Here is a 17,809-nt window from a genome sequence, read left to right as displayed (position 1 = left end):
AAAGGTACGCTTAATTTTTCGGAAAGTAAACTACAACATTCGTTCCCACTTCCAATTCACTTTCAATTTTGATTTCCCCTTGATGGGCATCGACAAGGGCTTTTACAATCGAAAGTCCAATCCCAATTCCTCCTGTTTTTCGATCTCTTGATTTATCCCCACGATAGAATCTTTCATAAACAAATGGGAGGTCTTCCTCGTTGATTCCGACTCCTTCATCTTTTACGGAAAAACCAATAAAATCTTCTTTTTCACGTATGGAAAGGGTGACACTTTTTTCAGTCGGCGTGTATTTTAAAGCATTATTAATAATATTAGTTAAAATTTGGATAACGCGGTCCCTGTCTGCATTAAACCAAAATTCTTTTTCGGGCTTGATGATTTGCAATTTGACCCCTTTTTCTTGAAAAGAAGGATTAAACTGAGATCCAACAAGTGCAATCAATTTTCCAGCTTCAATATCTGTTCTTTGCAGCTTGATTTGCGGATTTTCAGCCGCCAGCAGTCTTTCCAATTCATTAACGAGGCGTACTAAACGCATTAATTCATCATGGCTTTGATTGAGCCTTTCCGGTGTCGGCTCCCAAATTCCATCTTGATAGGCTTCAATTTGGCTCCTCAATGTTGCCAATGGTGTTCGGAGTTCATGGGCAAGGTCAGCTGTAAACTGTTTCCGAAGCGTCTCCTCTTTAGAAAGTGACTCAGCCAGATTGTTTAAGGAATGGGCAAGAGGCTGCATCTCTTTTGTTAACTCCTCAAGTGGCACTTGGGTATGCCACTTATGTTCCTTCAATCCTTGGACGGCATTTGAAAACTTAGTAAAACCTACTGCCAATCGTTTTGAAAACAACATGCTAAAGATAATGGAAAGGATGATAGTAATGATAGCTGCAATATAAATATTTTGTTTAATATTATTTAAGAAAGAAAAATCCTCTTTAAGAAGACTGTTTGGAAAATAGACTTTTATACTGCCAATGATTTGATTGGACAATGACAGCTTGTACGTAGAAGCCAGGTAATCCTCTTTGATTGAGAGAACATCAGATTGCTGCATCCCCATGCCTCCCATCATCCCAAGCATCATCGTTGTATCGATTAATAGTTTGTTATTTGCATCATAAACTTGATAAAATAAATTTTCCGTCATCGCTTGCTCATGCATCAATCCGGCCATTTGATCACTTACGAGATTTCCAGTTTCCTTATATTCACGTTTCGCCTCTTCTATAATGAGGCTACTATTTTTTTCTCGGTTTTCTTTTACATAATTTTTAAAATGATCTTCAAATCCCCATAGAACTGAAAAACTTGTCAGGAGGATCCCACAAAATGAGACAATAAGGAAGTAAAACAAAATTCTAGAACGTAGTGTCCTGTGCATCCGGCTTCCCTCCAAACTTATACCCCATCCCGAATACAGTTAAAATGTATTGGGGGTTTCGGGTATCAGTTTCAATTTTCTTCCGCAAATTTTTAATATGTGTATCGATGCTCCGTTCATAGCCCTCAAAATAGGCACCATCTTCCTGCACTTTTTCAAGCAAATCCGCTCTGCTGTATACCCGTCCCGGATTACTTGCCATTGTTAAGAGTAGCTTGTATTCAATTGGTGTTACCAATACATCTAGTCCGTTTAGTACCACTTCCATTTTCAGTGGCTCAATCTTCAGATTCTGATTATTGAAAGCAAGCAATTTTGCCGGTTGCTTTATTCTTCGTAAAATCGCTTTAGCTCTAACCACCACCTCGCGGGGACTGAACGGTTTCGTTACATAATCATCGGCACCAATGACGATTCCATTGATTAAATCTTCTTCTCTTGATTTTGCTGTCAGCATGATGATTGGCACATCGTTGTCCTTTCTAATTAATTTACATACCTCTTCTCCGGATATATCAGGAAGCATGAGATCTAAAATAACAATATCAGGCTCATGTTCTCTTACTCTTTTTAGTGCGTCTATGCCGTTGGTAGCTGTGCTAATATCCCAACCTTCTTTTTCAAAATAAGCTTGCAGTACTTCCAAAATAACCTCTTCATCGTCAACTAAAAGAACTTTTGTCATGAGACCCACTCCTTTGTATATATTTTATCATCTTGGGGAATTAAAAAATAAATCTTCACAACTTCCACATAAGTTCCCCATAAGTTCTCCATTTGCTAACGATATGATGGAATCAAGAAAGGAGATGTACAAAAATGAAAAGAAAATTGCTAGTGGGAATGATTAGCGGTGCTTTTATTTTAGGTGCAGGATCTTTAGTGTTTGCAGCAACAAACAGTGACGGAGAAGGAATTTTCAACTTTAAGCAGATGCAACCGTATATTGAGCAAATGCATCCTAATTTAACAACCGAGCAGCAAAAAGAGATGTTTGATGCTTGTCATGGCCAAGGCGGTATGATGGAAAATTTTAATGGTAATTTCAATACAAATAGTATGATGAACCAATTCTAGTGAAGAGGTGATTCCAAATGATGGGTGGATATGGTTTTGGAATGATGGGGTTTGGATTTCTAGCGTGGATTGCCAACCTTTTCGTTATTGGAATCGTTGTCTACTTTGCTGTTAAGCTTGCAATTAAAAACAATAAACTGTAAATACGTAATCATCCCGTCTATCCAGTCCTAAATTTTCGATACTCTGTGATATACTTTTTATTATCTGATTTAATTCTTCATTATCTCCCTTCGTTAAACCAACATCTTTAATACAATGATAGTAAATAGGCATTTGCTATGTGCAAATGCCTATTTATATAAACACTATTTATTAGTTACATAAACTCTTTATTTCACATCATAGCCTTGATCTTCAATGGCTTCCTTGATTTTATCGAGAGAAACCTTTGCTTCATCATAAGATACATCCACTGTCTTACCTTTCAAATCAACCTTTGCAGCTACACCAATTTCCTTTAGTGCTGTTTCAACTGCATTTACACAATGGCCACAAGACATACCTTCTACTGTTAATGTTTCGTTTTTCATTTTTGAATCTCTCCTATCCTTCTAAAAATATTTATCTATAAAGGGCTAGATAAGGGCAAAACCCCTATCCTCCCTATTATATTTTTACTTTTTGCAATCGTAATGCGTTTAATACAACCGATACTGAGCTTAGTGCCATCGCTGCGCCTGCTACCCATGGTGCTAATAAACCAATGGCGGCAATCGGGATTCCCAGTGAATTATAGCCAAGCGCCCAGAATAGATTTTGCTTGATATTTTTCATTGTTTTTCTACTCATTAAAATAGCATCTGGAATACTTTGCAGATCACCACGCATTAAAGTTACATCTGCTGCTTCCATCGCAACATCTGTACCAGTCCCAATCGCCATCCCAATATCTGCTGTTGCAAGTGCTGGGGCATCATTAATGCCATCTCCAACCATTGCCACTTTTTTACCAGCTGCTTGAAGTTTTTTCACTTCATCCGCTTTTCCCTCTGGTAGGATCTCAGCAAGAACATGTTCAATACCCACTTGCTTAGCAATTGCGTTTGCTGTTCTTTCATTGTCACCAGTAATCATAATGACCTCAATTCCCATTTCTTTCAAACGGGCAACGGCTGCTTTGGATGTTTCTTTAATCGTATCTGCTACTGCAACCATTCCCGCATAGGCACCATCTATAGCAACTAGCATTGCGGTTTTACCATTGGACTCTAATTCATTCATTGTTTCAAGGATAGAATTTATATCAACATTTTGCTGTTTCATTAAGCGGCGAGTACCGATAAATAACTCTTTTCCGTCAATAACAGCGCGTATACCATACCCTGGTATTGCTTCAAATTGATCTGTATTGCCAAGTTCAATCCCTTTATCTTTAATTCCTTTCACAATGGCTTCAGCTAGAGGATGCTCGGAATTATTCTCCGCGGTGCCAACTAGTCGTAAAAACTCTCCTTCATCACTACCTGTAATGACATCTGTTAGCTCAGGTTGACCCTTTGTAACGGTTCCGGTTTTATCAAGGATAATCGCATTGATAGATTGGGTGCCCTCTAGATGTTCTCCCCCTTTAAAAAGAATCCCTAGTTCAGCTCCACGTCCTGAGCCAGCCATAATGGAGGTTGGGGTTGCCAACCCTAATGCACATGGGCATGCGATTACTAAAACGGCAATAAGCTTTTCTAATGAATTAGCAAAGTCACCAGGTGTAACAACAAAGAACCAAATTAAAAATGTAATAACCGCAATCCCCACGACAATCGGTACAAAAATCCCTGAAATTTTATCGGCAACACGTTGAATGGGCGCTTTCGATCCTTGAGCTTCTTCCACAATTTTAATAATTTGGGCTAAAGCTGTTTCCTTCCCAACTTTTGTTGCCTTTGCTCTGAGTACACCATTCTTGTTAATGGTTGCACCAAAGACAGTATCACCTACAGTTTTATCAACTGGAATACTCTCACCGGTTAACATCGATTCATCAATTGTCGATCTACCTTCGATAACTTCCCCATCAACAGGAATTTTTTCACCCGGTTTTATGACCAAAATATCACCAATTACTACTTCTTCAATTGCAATGGTCATTTCCTGTTCTTCTCGAATAACAGTGGCTGTTTTTGCTTGAAGTCCCATTAATGTTTTAATGGCTTCAGATGTTCGGCCCTTAGCCAACGTTTCAAAAAGCTTTCCAAGAAGAATAAGTGTAATAAGAATTGCACTTGTTTCGTAATATAATTCTGCACCCATAGAACTTCCAAACGTTTTAAGTGTTTCATATAAACTATAAAAATAAGCAGCTGACGTACCTAATGAAACCAGCACATCCATATTTGCACTGCCATTTCGAAGTGCTTTATAGGCACCTATATAAAATTGGCCCCCAATTATGAACTGAACCGGTGTTGCCAACAAAAATTGGAACCAAGGATTCATAAACAGATCTGGTGTCCATATAAATGAAAGAAATGAAAAGTGTCCGACCATTGACCATAATAATGGCAAAGATAAAATGGCAGAAATAATAAACTTCTTCTTCTGTTTTGCTACCTCTTTTTCACGTCGGTCTCCATCTTGACTACTTTCATCGTCTTTCACAGCAGCATCATAACCTAATGCTTTTACTTTTTGAATAATATCCTGTACTGAAACTTCAGCAGAAGAATAGTCAACATGTGCTGTCTCAAGAGCTAAATTAACGGTGGCATTTGATACACCATCTAATTTATTCAATCCCTTTTCAATGCGAGTCGCACAAGCTGCACAGGTCATCCCGATAATATTTAGATCTACAGCTTCTTTTACAGTGCCGTAGCCTAGTTTCTCTATCTTCTCTTCCATTGCAGATACATTTGTGATTTCTGGATTGAAGGTCACAGTTGCTCTTTCTAATGCAAAATTAACATTTGCCTCCTGTACACCTTCCATTTTATTTAGCCCCTTCTCAATTCGGTTTGCACAAGCTGCACAGGTCATCCCAGTAATTTGAAGAGTTGATTGTTTTGTAGCAGGCATTATGATTCACCCCACATTTTTTATTTGGCTTTCATTTAAATATACGGTACATAGGTATTGTATGTTAAATTTTAAAAAAACAACATGCTTATTTCTTCATTAATTTTGTGATTGTCGTTAATAACTCATCAACTACTTCATGCTCACCAGCTTGTATACGTTCAATTACACAACTCTTCATATGGCCTTCAAGTAACATTTTCCCAACACCATTCAAAGCTGATTGTACTGCCGCTATTTGATTTAGGACATCATCGCAATATACATCCTTATCAATCATCCCTTTAATCCCACGAATCTGCCCTTCAATACGATTTAGACGGGAGATTATATTCTTCTTTACCTTGTCGGAATGATGACTATGTCTTTCATTGCAACCATTTTCGCAATCATTTATTTCGTTTAAAGAATCCACAATCGGTCATCTCCTTCTCTGTTATCAGAATAGCATACTCCCCTACCCTATATCAAGTGCAAGATTTTTAATGTTTTTACTCCCATGTCAATTGAATTGGCTCATCAGTTAATTTTCCAACTTCAAGAGTCACTTTTCCTGTATCCGTTTTTGGAAAAATAACGAGATATAAAGGATGATGTGCATCATTACTTTGAACTATCCAATTTATAGGCTTCACTTTTTTACCGTTTTTAGTAATTAGATACGTATTTTGATCTAAAGGTAAGGAAGATAAATCGCCAAAATGTGTAGTTAAACTAATTTGATAGCCATCATACTTATCAAAATCAACCTTTTCCGTTCCAGTTACAGGATCAGATGGCGCTAAACGGAGAACATCCATCATCACAGAATCGGTTCTAGCACTCTTTATTCTTTGTTTAATATCAGTGACCCCTTCATTTGACTTGGCTGTGCTGCTAGTAAACGTGTAGTTAATTTTTTCAAAGGTGGTGCTTACATAGTCCTCCAGCGATATTTCGTGGGGGTCAATTCCAACCGGAATCTTAGCTACAATCTCTTTTTTATCTACATCAATTTTCACTACATCATTGGATTGTTTATTAGTAACATAAGCCCATTTACCATCCAGTGAAAAGGCAATATGGTTCGCATAAGAGCCGGTAGGAATCGAAACTTTACGGTCAAGTGTTGCTGTATCAATTACGGTGACATCATTTGAATTATTATTAGCCACCCACAGCTCTTTCCCATTTGGTGAAACGGTTACTCCATGCGGTCCATCCCCTGCTTGCACAGTTCTAACTACTTGTAATGATGTAGTGTCAATGACTGAAACTAAATCTGATTCAACATTGGCCGCAAATGCCCATTTTCCATCTGGAGAAATTGCAACTTCGTTTGGCACATCGCCTACTTTAATTGTTTTTACCAAAGAATTTGTCTTAGTATCAATTACTGAAACTGTATCAGCATTTACATTGGCTACCCAAACCTGTGAACCATCTGGAGTGACAGCAACATGGGCTGGCCCCTTATCGGTCTGTACTTCAGCAATCGTTTCCATCGTATCTGTTTTTATAATGGCAATGCCGCCATTTCCTTCCTGACCCAACCCAGGATTAAGGGAAATATAAAGAAATTTTCCGTCAGGGCTTAAATCAATACCATGGACCCCTTCATCAAATTTGATTTCATTTATTTTTTTCTTTGTTTTTGTATCTATGACAATCAATGATTTCCCATCAAAACCAGTACCTGTATATAATGTCTTTCCATCAAGACTTAAAGCAATGCCATGTGATGCTTGTTTCGTTCCCAGTGAAATCGTATCAACCACTTTATTCACATTTGGGTCAATTACAGACACCGTTCCATCTCCAGCGTTAGGGACATAAATCAAGCTTTGCTTTGCTGCTGTTTTTACTTGTGGTGCTGGATTTGTTTGCGTTGCTACATTTTTTGCATTTCCACAACCGGCAATGACCAAAGACATTCCTACTATACCTATTACAGTAAATTTCTTCTTCATAAACCCCACTCTCCTTGAAAATTTATTATATACATAAGATATAGTGGAAAACTTTGCAGAAACTTTCGAGATAGGGGATTAATATGAATTCAATTTTGTGAATGTCATTAAAAGTTCAAAAAACTTAAAATAATTATTTCAATAATAAAAAGAGCAAGTTTCAAAAAATTGATTTGCAAAACTCGCTCCTATGTAAATTTCTATTTTATTATAAAACTCGTCTTGCCCCTAAATAACGAGGTCCCCAATAATATGGATCATCAAGATTTGAAATTGCCACACCTTTGGATGAAGAGGAATGAATAAATTTGTTGTCACCTATGTATATCCCTAAATGTGAAGGTCCTTTTCTTATTGTTTCAAAAAATATAAGATCACCCTTCTGTAGTTCTTCTTTATTTATTGCTGTCCCCAGTTTATACTGTTCTTCGGCTGTCCTAGGAATATCCAAACCTGTCTGTTTATATACTGTTTGGGAGAAACCTGAACAATCAAATCCATCATGACTTGTCCCGCCAAATAAATACGGCGACCCTATATGTGTTTTTGCATTAGCAATTAATTGATCTTCTATTGTTACCTCACTTGCTTCTGCCGCTTGAATATTTGCTGTTCCAATCAAAGAAATGACGAAAGCTGTAAAAATTGCAAATAGACTTTTACGCACCATAATTTCACCTCACTTACATCTAGTAAGCTACCAGATAAATTTGCAGATATTATGGAGATTTTACAACATTTTCTATATTTCCACATAAATGTGTCGAAATATTGAAGTAATTGTAATTGATCCATAAAAAAACGCGGTCATCTAAAACTGACCGCATTTTTCATGTTTCTTATTCAGGTTTATTGCTTGCATTAGCATCTGGCGTATAGTTTGACTGGTATCCGTCATATTTCACTAAATCCACCATTCCAGCTGTTGCATGGTGTAAATCATGGCAATGGAATAGCCAGTTTCCAGGATTATTTGCTTTAAAAGCGACAACATACTCTTCACCTGGTTTTACATTAATCGTATCTTTGATAACCGGTGAACCCTCTATCGGCTTTCCGTTCTTACTTAACACTTGGAAGGAATGTCCATGCAAGTGCATAGGATGATCGTTGCCTGCCGGTGAATTATTCATTAGTTTTACCTTAACTAAATCGCCTTCTTTAACTTTCAGACCATCAACATTTGGAAATGACTTCCCATTGATCGTCCAAACATTGTCCATGTTATTTCCGTTAAGATCCATCGTATATTCCACATCATATTTCTGATTTAGTGTGAACTCACCATTTTTGGTGCCGCCATAATTTACAAAAGAGAACACAGGTAAATCCTCACTATGATTTGATTGGTCTGTAGAATCTGATGCACCTTCATACTGAATCTTTGCTCTCATACCTTCCGTACCAACTGTATCCCCATGTTCCTCAAGATACCAAGTACCCGGATTATTGGCAACAAACTCAATATCATAGCGCTCGCCTGGAGCAATCGCAATAAGCTCATCTTTGATTTCTTTCGGCTCATTTAATTCCTGTCCATCAATCGCTACTACTTTAAATTTATGGCCATGAAGGTGCATCTTATGGGATAAATAGCCGATATTCGCTAAACGAATGCGAACGGTTTCTCCTTCTTTAACCTTTAATGGCTCAATTAAGTCGCCGCTTTTTCCATTCATTGTATAAAGATCGTACATGGACATGTCATGTACCATGTTCATGCTTCCATGCATGTCATTTTGACTGTTTGAAGCACCATGATCCATGTTGCCCATATTGCTATGGTCCATTCCGCCCATGTTACCATGATCCATGCCACTCATACTACCTTGGTCCGTTCCACCCATATTATTCATTGCATTAGCTTTTGCGGGATCACTAATCCATTCATCTAACATAATCGTGTAATCTCGGTCATACGTTTTTTTCTTTGGCTCCACGATAAAAGATCCATAAAGCCCTTTATCTATTTGGTTTACTGCATTTTGATGGGTATGATACATATAAGTACCAGGCTTTGTTGCTGTAAATTCATACGTAAAAGTCTCTCCAGGTTTTACAGCATCTTGGGTTACACCGGGAATTCCGTCCATCGCATTTGGAACAGCAATTCCATGCCAGTGGATGGACGCGGGTTCAGGAAGCTCATTTTTAAAATGAATCGTAACCTTCTCTCCCTCTTTTACACGGATTTGCGATCCAGGAACGGTGCCGTTAAATGTCCATGCCTCTACAGATAAATTGCTATTTAATTGAAGTGGCGCTTTTTTCGCGACAAGTGTAAACTCGTTTCCTGTCAAGGTTTCAAAATTTGTTGACGCACCTCCATTACTATTTGATTCCGCGGTTGTTTGTATCGCCTTGTCGTCTTTCTTGCTAGTTACTTCACCGTTGTCATTAGAAGAACAGGCCGAAAGCGCAAGAATGGTGGATGCCAATAATACTGTAAGTTTTAGCTTCATTAAAATTCCTCCAAATTTGTTTGTCTAGAAGGATTTTAATAAATAATTTTGCAGAAACTGTGGATATTGATAGATAAATTTAAAAAAGTAAAGGAAATCCATCACAGTTTTGATAAATTTGATAAAAAAAAGCAAGCTCCTTGTTGGGAGCTTGTTATCCGTTAATTTCACCTGCTTTAATCACTTCATTCCAATTTTGGCCTCCATCTTCAGAGACAAAAACTGAATTGTTAAAAGATGAAACCGTCAATTGCTTTAAGTTTTCGGGATTAACAGAAATATAGTTAACCGCGTCTTTTCCTAAGTTAAGCCCAAGCTTCTCCCATGTCATACCGTCATCCTTGCTAATCATAATCGCAGCATCATCTTTTGTAATCGAATAGCTGATTAAATCTTTCGTTTCATTTGGTATAACCGAAAAGGCTGTTATGAGTCGCTCGCTGTCATGCATCGTCCATGTTTTTCCGCCATCATCTGAATGCAGAACGCCATTTTCGGTTCCAGCTAATAAAGTATTTTCCTTATCCGGAAGAGCTACCAGTGTGTAAACTTTATGAAGGTCTTCAGGCAATCCTTTCGGTTCTATTTTGTCCCAATTTTTTCCCCCATCAGTACTTTTATAAATCCCTGCGCCGTATTCCCCTTCACCCATTTGATTCAATCCATAAATAATATTCGGATTATCGTAATCGGAGGTCATAATGTGAAAATCAATTTTTCCTAATAAAGAAACTGAATCCCACTTTTCTCCATGGTCAGTACTCTTCATCACTCCTAAAGGATTTGGTAAATCCGTTTTCGGACCCGGGTGGCCACTTGTAATCATATCTCCATTTGAAAGTGTATGGAAACCCATAAAATCAAAATCGTAAGAACTAACTGCATCCCAAGTTTTGCCTTGATCCTTTGAAGAAATCATACCTTCATGAGTACCAATGTATAATGTACCGTTATTTGAATAGGTTAAACCATGTAAATGGTCGATTGAATCACCGGCTTTTAATTGCTTGGGTCCAGACGTTGCATCTTCATTTGAACTGCAAGCTGAGATTACTAGAGTAGATAGTAAGATAGCTGCTAACGCTTTTCTTTTCATTATAGGCAAATCTCCTTTTTAAAAATAAACTACTCTGTCATAGTACCCGTAACCTATGCAGAAACCATGCAGATAGGCTTAATTTATAATAAAATTATTAATGAACACGATGGTCCATCGGTAAAGAGAATAAATAAATATTTGCAATCGCAAACACAAGCATTAGTGCATAGAAAGGTACCATTCTCTTAAACGTCTGCTTATTGCTCATTTTGTAAACCGTATAGGAAGAACCAAAGAAACCTAAACCGATAATAATAAACTGCAAAACTTGAACTGTAAATGTAGAGGCAAATGCTAAATCACCAGCCTCCATGTTCATCCCAAACAACGCTAATGTGTTATATCCAATCGCTTTCCCCTCTGTTAAGATGTGGAATAAATTATGTGCAATATGACCCGCTAAATCGAGTGGGATAATCGCATAGCCAAATCTAACAAAATATTCTTTGATTGATTGCCTATTCTTTTTATTCGAAACAAACAGTGATGTTACCCAAAGCATTGCTACTGGGATTATCATCGAAATGATGAAAGCTATTGTAAAATTAACAGGATAAGAAGTTGTTCCAGTCACTTGGCCAATGGCCTTTAAAATATCCTGCCAAATGGACACCATCGTAATATTTTGAACGAACACAATCCCCATAATGACAGCAGCAAGGACTGTATGCTCTAGCTTTGGCTTTTTAATACCCCATAGCTCACTCGTCGGCTTGCGGAAGGAGACGCGAATCGAATCATTTGGACAAGATTTTATGCAATTTGCACAAAGATTACATTCCGCACTTGAATCCATCGTTCTTACAAACTGAAACATTGGGCAGCCCTCTGCTTTATCTGACCCTTTGAAACAAGATTGGGTTTTACAGGATTTACAAATATCCGGTGTCCCTCTTAGTTCAAGCATCCCTGTTCGAGAGTAGTTCCCAGCTAATCCGCCGAGGAAGCATAATGTTTTACAAAATGTTCTTCTTTCATAAAGAACAGATGTCCCAACGACCATTGTAGTTAAAATTAAGAGCAAATAGCCTGAGCCTCGTGGTGATTCAACAATCCCCCAAATATGGTCGCTCCACGTAATCATGATAAAAAATAAATCGATGAGCCAAATGCCGTATTTCTTTAAAAATTTTGGTGTAGGCCGCTCACTGCCCACAAATTTACGCACAAGGTCGCTAAGTTTACCAAACGGACAAACCGCACACCAGAAACGGCCCACCACTAAAAAGATAATTGGAATGATTGGCCACCATAAAACCCAAGTCATGGATGTTCCGAAGTTACCATGGGAACTGGCAGTACCGGCAACTAATTCAAAAACGATGACGGAAAAAACAACGAGCGTAATCCACTGAAAAATGCCAGGGTACCATTTGCTTTGCATAAATTTTTTGATGATAGGGTATTTCAGTAAATTATTTTTGCTCTTTCTATTCGTTTCACTTTCAAATTCCGGAGAATATTTTAATTGACTATTTGACTTCATATAGGTATTCCTTTCTTTTTCTCAATTTTAAAATCGCACCTAAGCCTAAAAAGCCAAAATTAATGCCCGCAAATGTACCAAGTACTTTATAGTTTGGCGGTGTATCCTCGATTTCCACCCCTGCACCATGCCCCATTTGAGAATGATTCATCGTGCCATGATCCATTGTTGAATGGTCCATTGTCGCATCATTCATCGTAGAATCATCCATCATTTCATGATTCATCGAGCTTTGGTCCATTTCAGAATGATCCATTGTTGAACCGCTCATAGTAGAACCATCCATCATTTCATGATTCATTGAACTATGGTCCATTCCAGTATGGGAGGTTGTGTGTGACGATTGATTGTTATCTTGGAAGTTCGTAATTGCATTAGAAATATCCGAATAATTGCCATCATCCCCATGTGCTTGTACAAACGAAGTAAAAGCAAATGTAGACATTAAGAAGGGTAACAAGAAAATGAGCTTCCTCGTATGCATGTATAGTATTTCTCCTTTTTAATCATTTTTTCGAGATTAAAGATATCCTCTATTTGTGCATTTTTTATCGAATCCAAGTGAACGAAATTTGTATATTTTACTGCATTTTCTGCTGTTTTTCATAAAAATAATTTGGATTTGCGTGATGGATTTAATAGACGATTCGTAAGGTGCTTTTTTAATGAAGTAAAAATAAGAGTGGCTGACTGTGATGGATCTACCTACAGGGGAGTTAAATTAACTAATTTTAGACCTAAAATGTGCAGGATTTATCGATTTTCACAATATTGTCGGCTTAGTCAAAAAGTTTTTTACATTGTTAAGTTTGTCACAGTACAAACCTAAAATTCCTATGTTAGTATTTCAATCGTAAGCCATAACACATGGAGGTAGATGAGTTTGAAAAAATATTCATTTTTAATTCTGGCGGTTTTTATGTCATTAAGTTTAATAGTGGCCGGTTGTGGAAATAAGCAGCCGAATACGGGGACAAAAGATAAAGATACAGGACAAAATACTACAACTAAAGAAAATACAACAGCAACTGGCAGCTACTATTTCACAGCGAATGAGGGTGGAAGTATTTCAAAGATTGATCAAGGTACAAATGAAGTAGTGGGTACAATCAAAGCCGATGGCGCTGTTCATAACGTTCAGGTTTCTCCTGATGGTAAAATTTTAGGTGCAACGTTGGTTCCAGGAATGGGTCATAATGAAGAAGCAACTAGTGATTCATCAATGCCTGCAGATGATCACGCTGCAATGGACGATGACCACACATCCATGGCAGACACCCACGGTAATAATCAAAGTATGAATATGGATCAACATAGCAATGCTGATGGACATTCAATGGACATGCGCGGTTTTGCCTTGTTCTACGATACACAAACAAATGAATTAATGAATAAAGTACAGGTCGGCAATCACCCTGCACACATTGTTTTTACAGCAGATGGGAAATATGCACTTGTAACAAATAATGAAGACAATAACGTATCTATTATCGATATGAGTACATTCGCTGTGACAAAAACAGTAGAAACAGGAAAAGGCCCGCATGGCTTCAGAATTTCAGCAGACGATCAGTTCGCTTACATTGCCAATATGGGTGAAGATACTGTCAGTGTGATTAATTTAGAAAGCTTTAAAGAAGAGAAAAAGATTAAAGTCGGAGCAACACCTGTTACAACCGGCGTAACTAGTGATGGGAAAACGTTAGTCGTTACATTAAATAGTGAAAATAGCCTAGCTATTGTTGACTTAGCCAGCGATGAAGTAACAAAGGTTGAAGTTGGTGTAGGTCCCGCGCAGGTTTATGTTCAACCTGATGGCAAGTTTGCCTTTGTTGCCAACCAAGGAACCGAGATGAATCCTTCCACTTCCGTAACAAAAGTTGATTTACAAAGCAAAACAGCCGTTGCTACAATTGAAACAGGCAAAGGTTCACATGGTGTCGTAGTAAGCCCTGACAACAAGTTTGTTTATGTAACCAATATGTTTGATAACACTGTCAGCGTGATTGATAATAATCAAAATAAAGTCATTCAAACCGTGGAAGTTGGCGAAACACCAAACGGCATTAGTATTATGAAATAACAATTAGAATGGTAGATTCCATTGGAACAATCGGGAAACTCTTGGAATCTACCATTATATTTTTTAAAACTCTCCATTCTTCATAATTTCTCGATATTTACAAGCTATAATGAGAATGAAAAATAGAAGGAGGCGGATATACATGTTAAAAAGAAAAATAGTTGTAGGGATGCTTACAGCTGGTCTTGCATTCGGCGCTATTGGTACTGTCGCACTTGCTAAAGAGCTTCCATCCAAAGAATCAATACAGGAATTGTTCAAAGATGGAATTCCTTCATTTAATAAAATGCTACCTTTTATGAAAGAAATGCATCCAAATCTATCTGATGACCAATTAAAAGATATGTACCAATCCTGCCATGGTAAAGATGGCAAAGGTGGAATGATGCAAAACCCTAATGCAATGCCGCAAGTACACAAAACGATGATGAACAATCTTTAACTATGTTTTCAAAAAAATGAAAGGCTCTAAGCCTTTCATTTTTTATACATTAAACCAATAATATTATTACATCGCAACCTTCTTCGCAATTTTTTCTAATACATTTAAATCCGATCCAAATTTACACATCGCATCACAATCACATTGTAAATCAGAAAACAGAATATATGACATGGAACCTTGCAATTGAGCTTGATCCCGAAATGCAGGGCGGAGCAATTGGGCTTTTATTTCTTTTTCACGTTTATTTGGAGCGACTAAGAATAGTTTACATGTCTCTGAGTCAATAGAGAGTGACAAATCCTGCAATCTTAAAATACCAGAGTAAATAGAGAGTGACAAATCCTGCAATCTTAAAATACCAGAGTAAATAGATGTACTTTTCTCAACTTCAAATGCCGCAATGATATGATTATCTTGGTCAAGCCAAATAACATCAATAAAGGAAATTGTTTCGGATTCTGATTGGGGTATCCCTGTAAGTGGAAGGTTGACTATAGAAAACTCCCCTAGTTTTTTTCCATTCCATTCTCTATTATGATCATTCTGTGCAATCCATACCTTATATCCTAGTGAGACACCTAAACGTGCTAAATGATATTGCATTTCAGAATGAGAATTTTCTTCTACAAGATCCTCCAAAACCTGTTGGTGCCGCTTTTTAATAACATTGTTCCTTTTTTTCTCTTCCATTTTTAACACAACATCTACATTATTCTTCATAACAATTTTACCGGAGCCAATTTCAAATAATAATCCAGCTAATGCACCTAAATCTTTGGAAAATTGTGTACGAAATTCCTCGTTTGTATTCAATATTCTTTCGCGCATTGTAAGATAGGCAGCCCAAGATCCCAGCTTAATTTTTTCTCCAAAGAGGGCATTAAAACCATTTACGATTGCAGTATTAAATGGTGGAAATAGAGTTGGATGCAGAAAATATAATATATTGGCCGCTGCCGGTCCTAATCCTTTAATATGTAATTGATCCAATTTAAGAATTTCTTGAACAACCTGTTTTTCATTAGTCGCAATTGAACATGCCTTTAAAAATCTACCAAAAGCTAATTGATTCACTTCATTTTCATAAATGTCTGGGATACGAAGCTTTGGTTTCCAGAAAAACGCATGAGCAGCCCCTTCAAATACTTGCTTTTGTTCAGAAATCGCTGTAATTACATTTTCAAGGCTTGAACCTTTGAAATCATTTCCAAACGTTCGATTTTCTATTTGATCAATAACATCCGATAGTCCAGTCTTTATCGTCCGAAATGCCTTTAGACGATCCTGACTATTTAAAAACCAAGTATGATAAACAGATTCTGGGTCGTTTTTATAATCATCTATCAATGACACAAAATTCATATTATCCATTAATCCTCACCTTTCTTGTTAGAAACTACCGATAATTCAAACTAAACATTTAGGTTTACTTGAATTATAACATTATATACCAAGCCCTAATTTGTATTTTCTGTGATTAGTAGTTTTAAGAAAGGACAATTTTACAAGTAAACGATCAACTGTAACAAAACCGTCACCTAATCTGCACAGGTTTTCAAAATTAATATGACATACTATAAACAGTTAGAACCCACCCCCTAAAGAAAAAAAGGAGTAACTCCATAAAACATGGAGTTGCTCCTTTTTGTATTTTTGACATAAATATAGCCAAATACCTTTATGTTGAGGAATTTGGCTTACGGTATTTTATTCAAAATAATAGATTTTTCCCCAATCTAAATCTATTGAAAGCTGATTATATCGGGCTCTACATGTACATGAACATGGTACACCCCATAATCCTTCATCATGACTTTTTCAATATGGGTTGCAATCTCATGGGCTGCTTTAATATCTAGAGTAGAATCAACGAGAATTTCAACATCTATTACTTCGTTATTCCCATAGTTTCTCCCTTTAATCCCTTTTATTCCTTTAACTCCATCCACTTTTAATATTACATTGTGGTATATCGTTATTTTTTCTGGGTCAAATCCATCTGAAAGTTCATGTGATGCTTCTTTAAAAATATCCCAAGCTGTTTTACAGATTAAAAAACCTACAATAATAGCTGTTATCGTATCAAGCCAAGGCATATTTAATTGTGAACCGAAAATACCCACTGCAGTTCCAATACTTACCCAAGCATCTGAAAGATTATCTTTTGCAGCTGCCATAACTGATTTGCTGTTAATTTTAGTCGCTAGCTTTTTATTGTAGCGATAGACAAAATACATGACTAATGCGGAAAAGACACCTACATAAGCTGCTATAATGTCAGGGGACTCTTTCCCACCTTGAAACATTGAATTAATAGCATCAAGTATTACTTGTACACCCACTGCTACCATAATAAAGGATGCCACCATGGATGCAATCGTTTCACTTTTCCAATGACCATACCTATGATCTTTATCAGGTGGTTTTTGTGAAAGCTTTAGCCCTATAAGTACAGCAATAGATGAAATGATATCAGTTGTATTGTTTAGACCATCTGCTTGTAAAGCGGCAGAGTCACTTATATATCCAATCGCTAATTTTAAAACAGAAAGACATATATAGGCAACAATACTTATGATTGCTCCTCGTTCTCCTAATCTAAGATCCCCATATTTTTCCTCTACCAATTATGTTCCCCTCCACTAAATAATAATAACAAGTGAAGGATGGGTGGGTCTAGGGCAACCTTTTTGCACTAGACTAACTATTCTAGCCTAATACAAATAACTTGCATAAGGGAAAAACCAACTGATATTAGTTTCTATATTTACTTTCAAAAATAATATCATAAACGGTCATTTTTATACAA

Annotated in this window: 17 protein-coding genes; 4 read left to right on the top strand and 13 right to left on the bottom strand. The window is 37.1% G+C overall.

The features are described 5' to 3' along the window. Positions 1 to 10: 10 nt before the first annotated feature. Together ACNQFZ_RS13835 and ACNQFZ_RS13830 are read right to left on the bottom strand one after the other, a co-directional pair. The gene (locus ACNQFZ_RS13835; protein ID WP_458411924.1) at positions 11 to 1,384 is read right to left on the bottom strand and encodes a sensor histidine kinase; all 1,374 of its coding nucleotides are present in this window, start codon (positions 1,382 to 1,384) and stop codon (positions 11 to 13) included. Continuing rightward, positions 1,362 to 2,069, bottom strand: coding sequence for a response regulator transcription factor (locus ACNQFZ_RS13830; RefSeq protein ID WP_458411923.1), 708 nt, complete (start codon positions 2,067 to 2,069; stop codon positions 1,362 to 1,364). Before ACNQFZ_RS13830 ends, ACNQFZ_RS13835 begins: the two co-directional genes overlap by 23 nt. Before the next feature lie 134 nt (positions 2,070 to 2,203). On the opposite strand from ACNQFZ_RS13830, the gene ACNQFZ_RS13825 reads away from it, so the two are divergent. Next, positions 2,204 to 2,461, top strand: coding sequence for a hypothetical protein (locus ACNQFZ_RS13825; protein WP_458411922.1), 258 nt, complete (start codon positions 2,204 to 2,206; stop codon positions 2,459 to 2,461). A gap of 17 nt (positions 2,462 to 2,478) precedes the next feature. Continuing rightward, positions 2,479 to 2,604, top strand: a complete 126-nt coding sequence (locus tag ACNQFZ_RS13820; RefSeq protein WP_458411921.1) for a hypothetical protein — start codon at positions 2,479 to 2,481, stop codon at positions 2,602 to 2,604. Between the two features lie 189 nt (positions 2,605 to 2,793). Here ACNQFZ_RS13820 and copZ read toward each other — a convergent pair whose 3' ends face one another. From copZ to ACNQFZ_RS13775, 9 genes are all read right to left on the bottom strand, one after another. Continuing rightward, entirely contained in the window at positions 2,794 to 2,994 is a 201-nt protein-coding gene (gene copZ, locus ACNQFZ_RS13815) for a copper chaperone CopZ (protein WP_458411920.1), read from the bottom strand. Between the two features lie 76 nt (positions 2,995 to 3,070). Then, positions 3,071 to 5,476 (bottom strand): heavy metal translocating P-type ATPase, encoded by a 2,406-nt coding sequence (locus ACNQFZ_RS13810; protein WP_458411919.1) that lies wholly within the window; start codon positions 5,474 to 5,476, stop codon positions 3,071 to 3,073. Positions 5,477 to 5,564: 88 nt separating this feature from the next. Further along, positions 5,565 to 5,891, bottom strand: coding sequence for a metal-sensitive transcriptional regulator (locus ACNQFZ_RS13805; RefSeq protein ID WP_458411918.1), 327 nt, complete (start codon positions 5,889 to 5,891; stop codon positions 5,565 to 5,567). Between the two features lie 76 nt (positions 5,892 to 5,967). Beyond that, the gene (locus ACNQFZ_RS13800) at positions 5,968 to 7,425 is read right to left on the bottom strand and encodes a YVTN family beta-propeller repeat protein (protein ID WP_458411917.1); all 1,458 of its coding nucleotides are present in this window, start codon (positions 7,423 to 7,425) and stop codon (positions 5,968 to 5,970) included. Positions 7,426 to 7,633: 208 nt separating this feature from the next. Next, on the bottom strand, positions 7,634 to 8,095 hold the full coding sequence (locus ACNQFZ_RS13795; protein ID WP_458411916.1) for a C40 family peptidase: 462 nt from the start codon (positions 8,093 to 8,095) through the stop codon (positions 7,634 to 7,636). A gap of 169 nt (positions 8,096 to 8,264) precedes the next feature. Further along, positions 8,265 to 9,887: a multicopper oxidase family protein gene (locus ACNQFZ_RS13790; RefSeq protein ID WP_458411915.1), complete on the bottom strand. Its 1,623-nt coding sequence runs from the start codon at positions 9,885 to 9,887 to the stop codon at positions 8,265 to 8,267. A 154-nt stretch (positions 9,888 to 10,041) separates the two neighbouring features. Beyond that, the gene (locus ACNQFZ_RS13785) at positions 10,042 to 10,983 is read right to left on the bottom strand and encodes a F510_1955 family glycosylhydrolase (protein WP_458411914.1); all 942 of its coding nucleotides are present in this window, start codon (positions 10,981 to 10,983) and stop codon (positions 10,042 to 10,044) included. A 97-nt stretch (positions 10,984 to 11,080) separates the two neighbouring features. Next, positions 11,081 to 12,472 carry a 4Fe-4S binding protein gene (locus ACNQFZ_RS13780; protein ID WP_458411913.1) on the bottom strand — a complete coding sequence of 464 codons (1,392 nt, stop codon included), beginning with the start codon at positions 12,470 to 12,472 and terminating at the stop codon, positions 11,081 to 11,083. After that, positions 12,459 to 12,956 (bottom strand): hypothetical protein, encoded by a 498-nt coding sequence (locus ACNQFZ_RS13775; RefSeq protein WP_458411912.1) that lies wholly within the window; start codon positions 12,954 to 12,956, stop codon positions 12,459 to 12,461. The genes ACNQFZ_RS13780 and ACNQFZ_RS13775 overlap by 14 nt, the downstream gene beginning before the upstream one ends. A gap of 393 nt (positions 12,957 to 13,349) precedes the next feature. On the opposite strand from ACNQFZ_RS13775, the gene ACNQFZ_RS13770 reads away from it, so the two are divergent. Together ACNQFZ_RS13770 and ACNQFZ_RS13765 are read left to right on the top strand one after the other, a co-directional pair. After that, on the top strand, positions 13,350 to 14,555 hold the full coding sequence (locus tag ACNQFZ_RS13770) for a YVTN family beta-propeller repeat protein (RefSeq protein ID WP_458411911.1): 1,206 nt from the start codon (positions 13,350 to 13,352) through the stop codon (positions 14,553 to 14,555). 142 nt (positions 14,556 to 14,697) lie between these two features. Further along, on the top strand, positions 14,698 to 14,997 hold the full coding sequence (locus tag ACNQFZ_RS13765) for a hypothetical protein (RefSeq protein ID WP_458411910.1): 300 nt from the start codon (positions 14,698 to 14,700) through the stop codon (positions 14,995 to 14,997). Positions 14,998 to 15,063: 66 nt separating this feature from the next. Here ACNQFZ_RS13765 and ACNQFZ_RS13760 read toward each other — a convergent pair whose 3' ends face one another. After that, positions 15,064 to 16,371 (bottom strand): hypothetical protein, encoded by a 1,308-nt coding sequence (locus tag ACNQFZ_RS13760; protein ID WP_458411909.1) that lies wholly within the window; start codon positions 16,369 to 16,371, stop codon positions 15,064 to 15,066. A gap of 371 nt (positions 16,372 to 16,742) precedes the next feature. Continuing rightward, positions 16,743 to 17,627 carry a cation diffusion facilitator family transporter gene (locus ACNQFZ_RS13755; RefSeq protein ID WP_458411908.1) on the bottom strand — a complete coding sequence of 295 codons (885 nt, stop codon included), beginning with the start codon at positions 17,625 to 17,627 and terminating at the stop codon, positions 16,743 to 16,745. Between the last annotated feature and the right edge of the window lie 182 nt (positions 17,628 to 17,809).

This window comes from Schinkia acidoalkalinis, from assembly GCF_054301215.1.
This window is presented reverse-complemented; position numbering and strand designations above follow the sequence as displayed.

What these genes read in the sequence shown, in the direction of transcription:
- ACNQFZ_RS13835 (WP_458411924.1), bottom strand. Translation starts at nt 1,384, where the DNA reads ATGCACAGGACACTACGTTCTAGAATTTTGTTTTACTTCCTTATTGTC.
- ACNQFZ_RS13830 (WP_458411923.1), bottom strand. Translation starts at nt 2,069, where the DNA reads ATGACAAAAGTTCTTTTAGTTGACGATGAAGAGGTTATTTTGGAAGTA.
- ACNQFZ_RS13825 (WP_458411922.1), top strand. Translation starts at nt 2,204, where the DNA reads ATGAAAAGAAAATTGCTAGTGGGAATGATTAGCGGTGCTTTTATTTTA.
- ACNQFZ_RS13820 (WP_458411921.1), top strand. Translation starts at nt 2,479, where the DNA reads ATGATGGGTGGATATGGTTTTGGAATGATGGGGTTTGGATTTCTAGCG.
- copZ (WP_458411920.1), bottom strand. Translation starts at nt 2,994, where the DNA reads ATGAAAAACGAAACATTAACAGTAGAAGGTATGTCTTGTGGCCATTGT.
- ACNQFZ_RS13810 (WP_458411919.1), bottom strand. Translation starts at nt 5,476, where the DNA reads ATGCCTGCTACAAAACAATCAACTCTTCAAATTACTGGGATGACCTGT.
- ACNQFZ_RS13800 (WP_458411917.1), bottom strand. Translation starts at nt 7,425, where the DNA reads ATGAAGAAGAAATTTACTGTAATAGGTATAGTAGGAATGTCTTTGGTC.
- ACNQFZ_RS13795 (WP_458411916.1), bottom strand. Translation starts at nt 8,095, where the DNA reads ATGGTGCGTAAAAGTCTATTTGCAATTTTTACAGCTTTCGTCATTTCT.
- ACNQFZ_RS13790 (WP_458411915.1), bottom strand. Translation starts at nt 9,887, where the DNA reads ATGAAGCTAAAACTTACAGTATTATTGGCATCCACCATTCTTGCGCTT.
- ACNQFZ_RS13785 (WP_458411914.1), bottom strand. Translation starts at nt 10,983, where the DNA reads ATGAAAAGAAAAGCGTTAGCAGCTATCTTACTATCTACTCTAGTAATC.
- ACNQFZ_RS13780 (WP_458411913.1), bottom strand. Translation starts at nt 12,472, where the DNA reads ATGAAGTCAAATAGTCAATTAAAATATTCTCCGGAATTTGAAAGTGAA.
- ACNQFZ_RS13775 (WP_458411912.1), bottom strand. Translation starts at nt 12,956, where the DNA reads ATGCATACGAGGAAGCTCATTTTCTTGTTACCCTTCTTAATGTCTACA.
- ACNQFZ_RS13770 (WP_458411911.1), top strand. Translation starts at nt 13,350, where the DNA reads ATGAGTTTGAAAAAATATTCATTTTTAATTCTGGCGGTTTTTATGTCA.
- ACNQFZ_RS13765 (WP_458411910.1), top strand. Translation starts at nt 14,698, where the DNA reads ATGTTAAAAAGAAAAATAGTTGTAGGGATGCTTACAGCTGGTCTTGCA.
- ACNQFZ_RS13760 (WP_458411909.1), bottom strand. Translation starts at nt 16,371, where the DNA reads ATGGATAATATGAATTTTGTGTCATTGATAGATGATTATAAAAACGAC.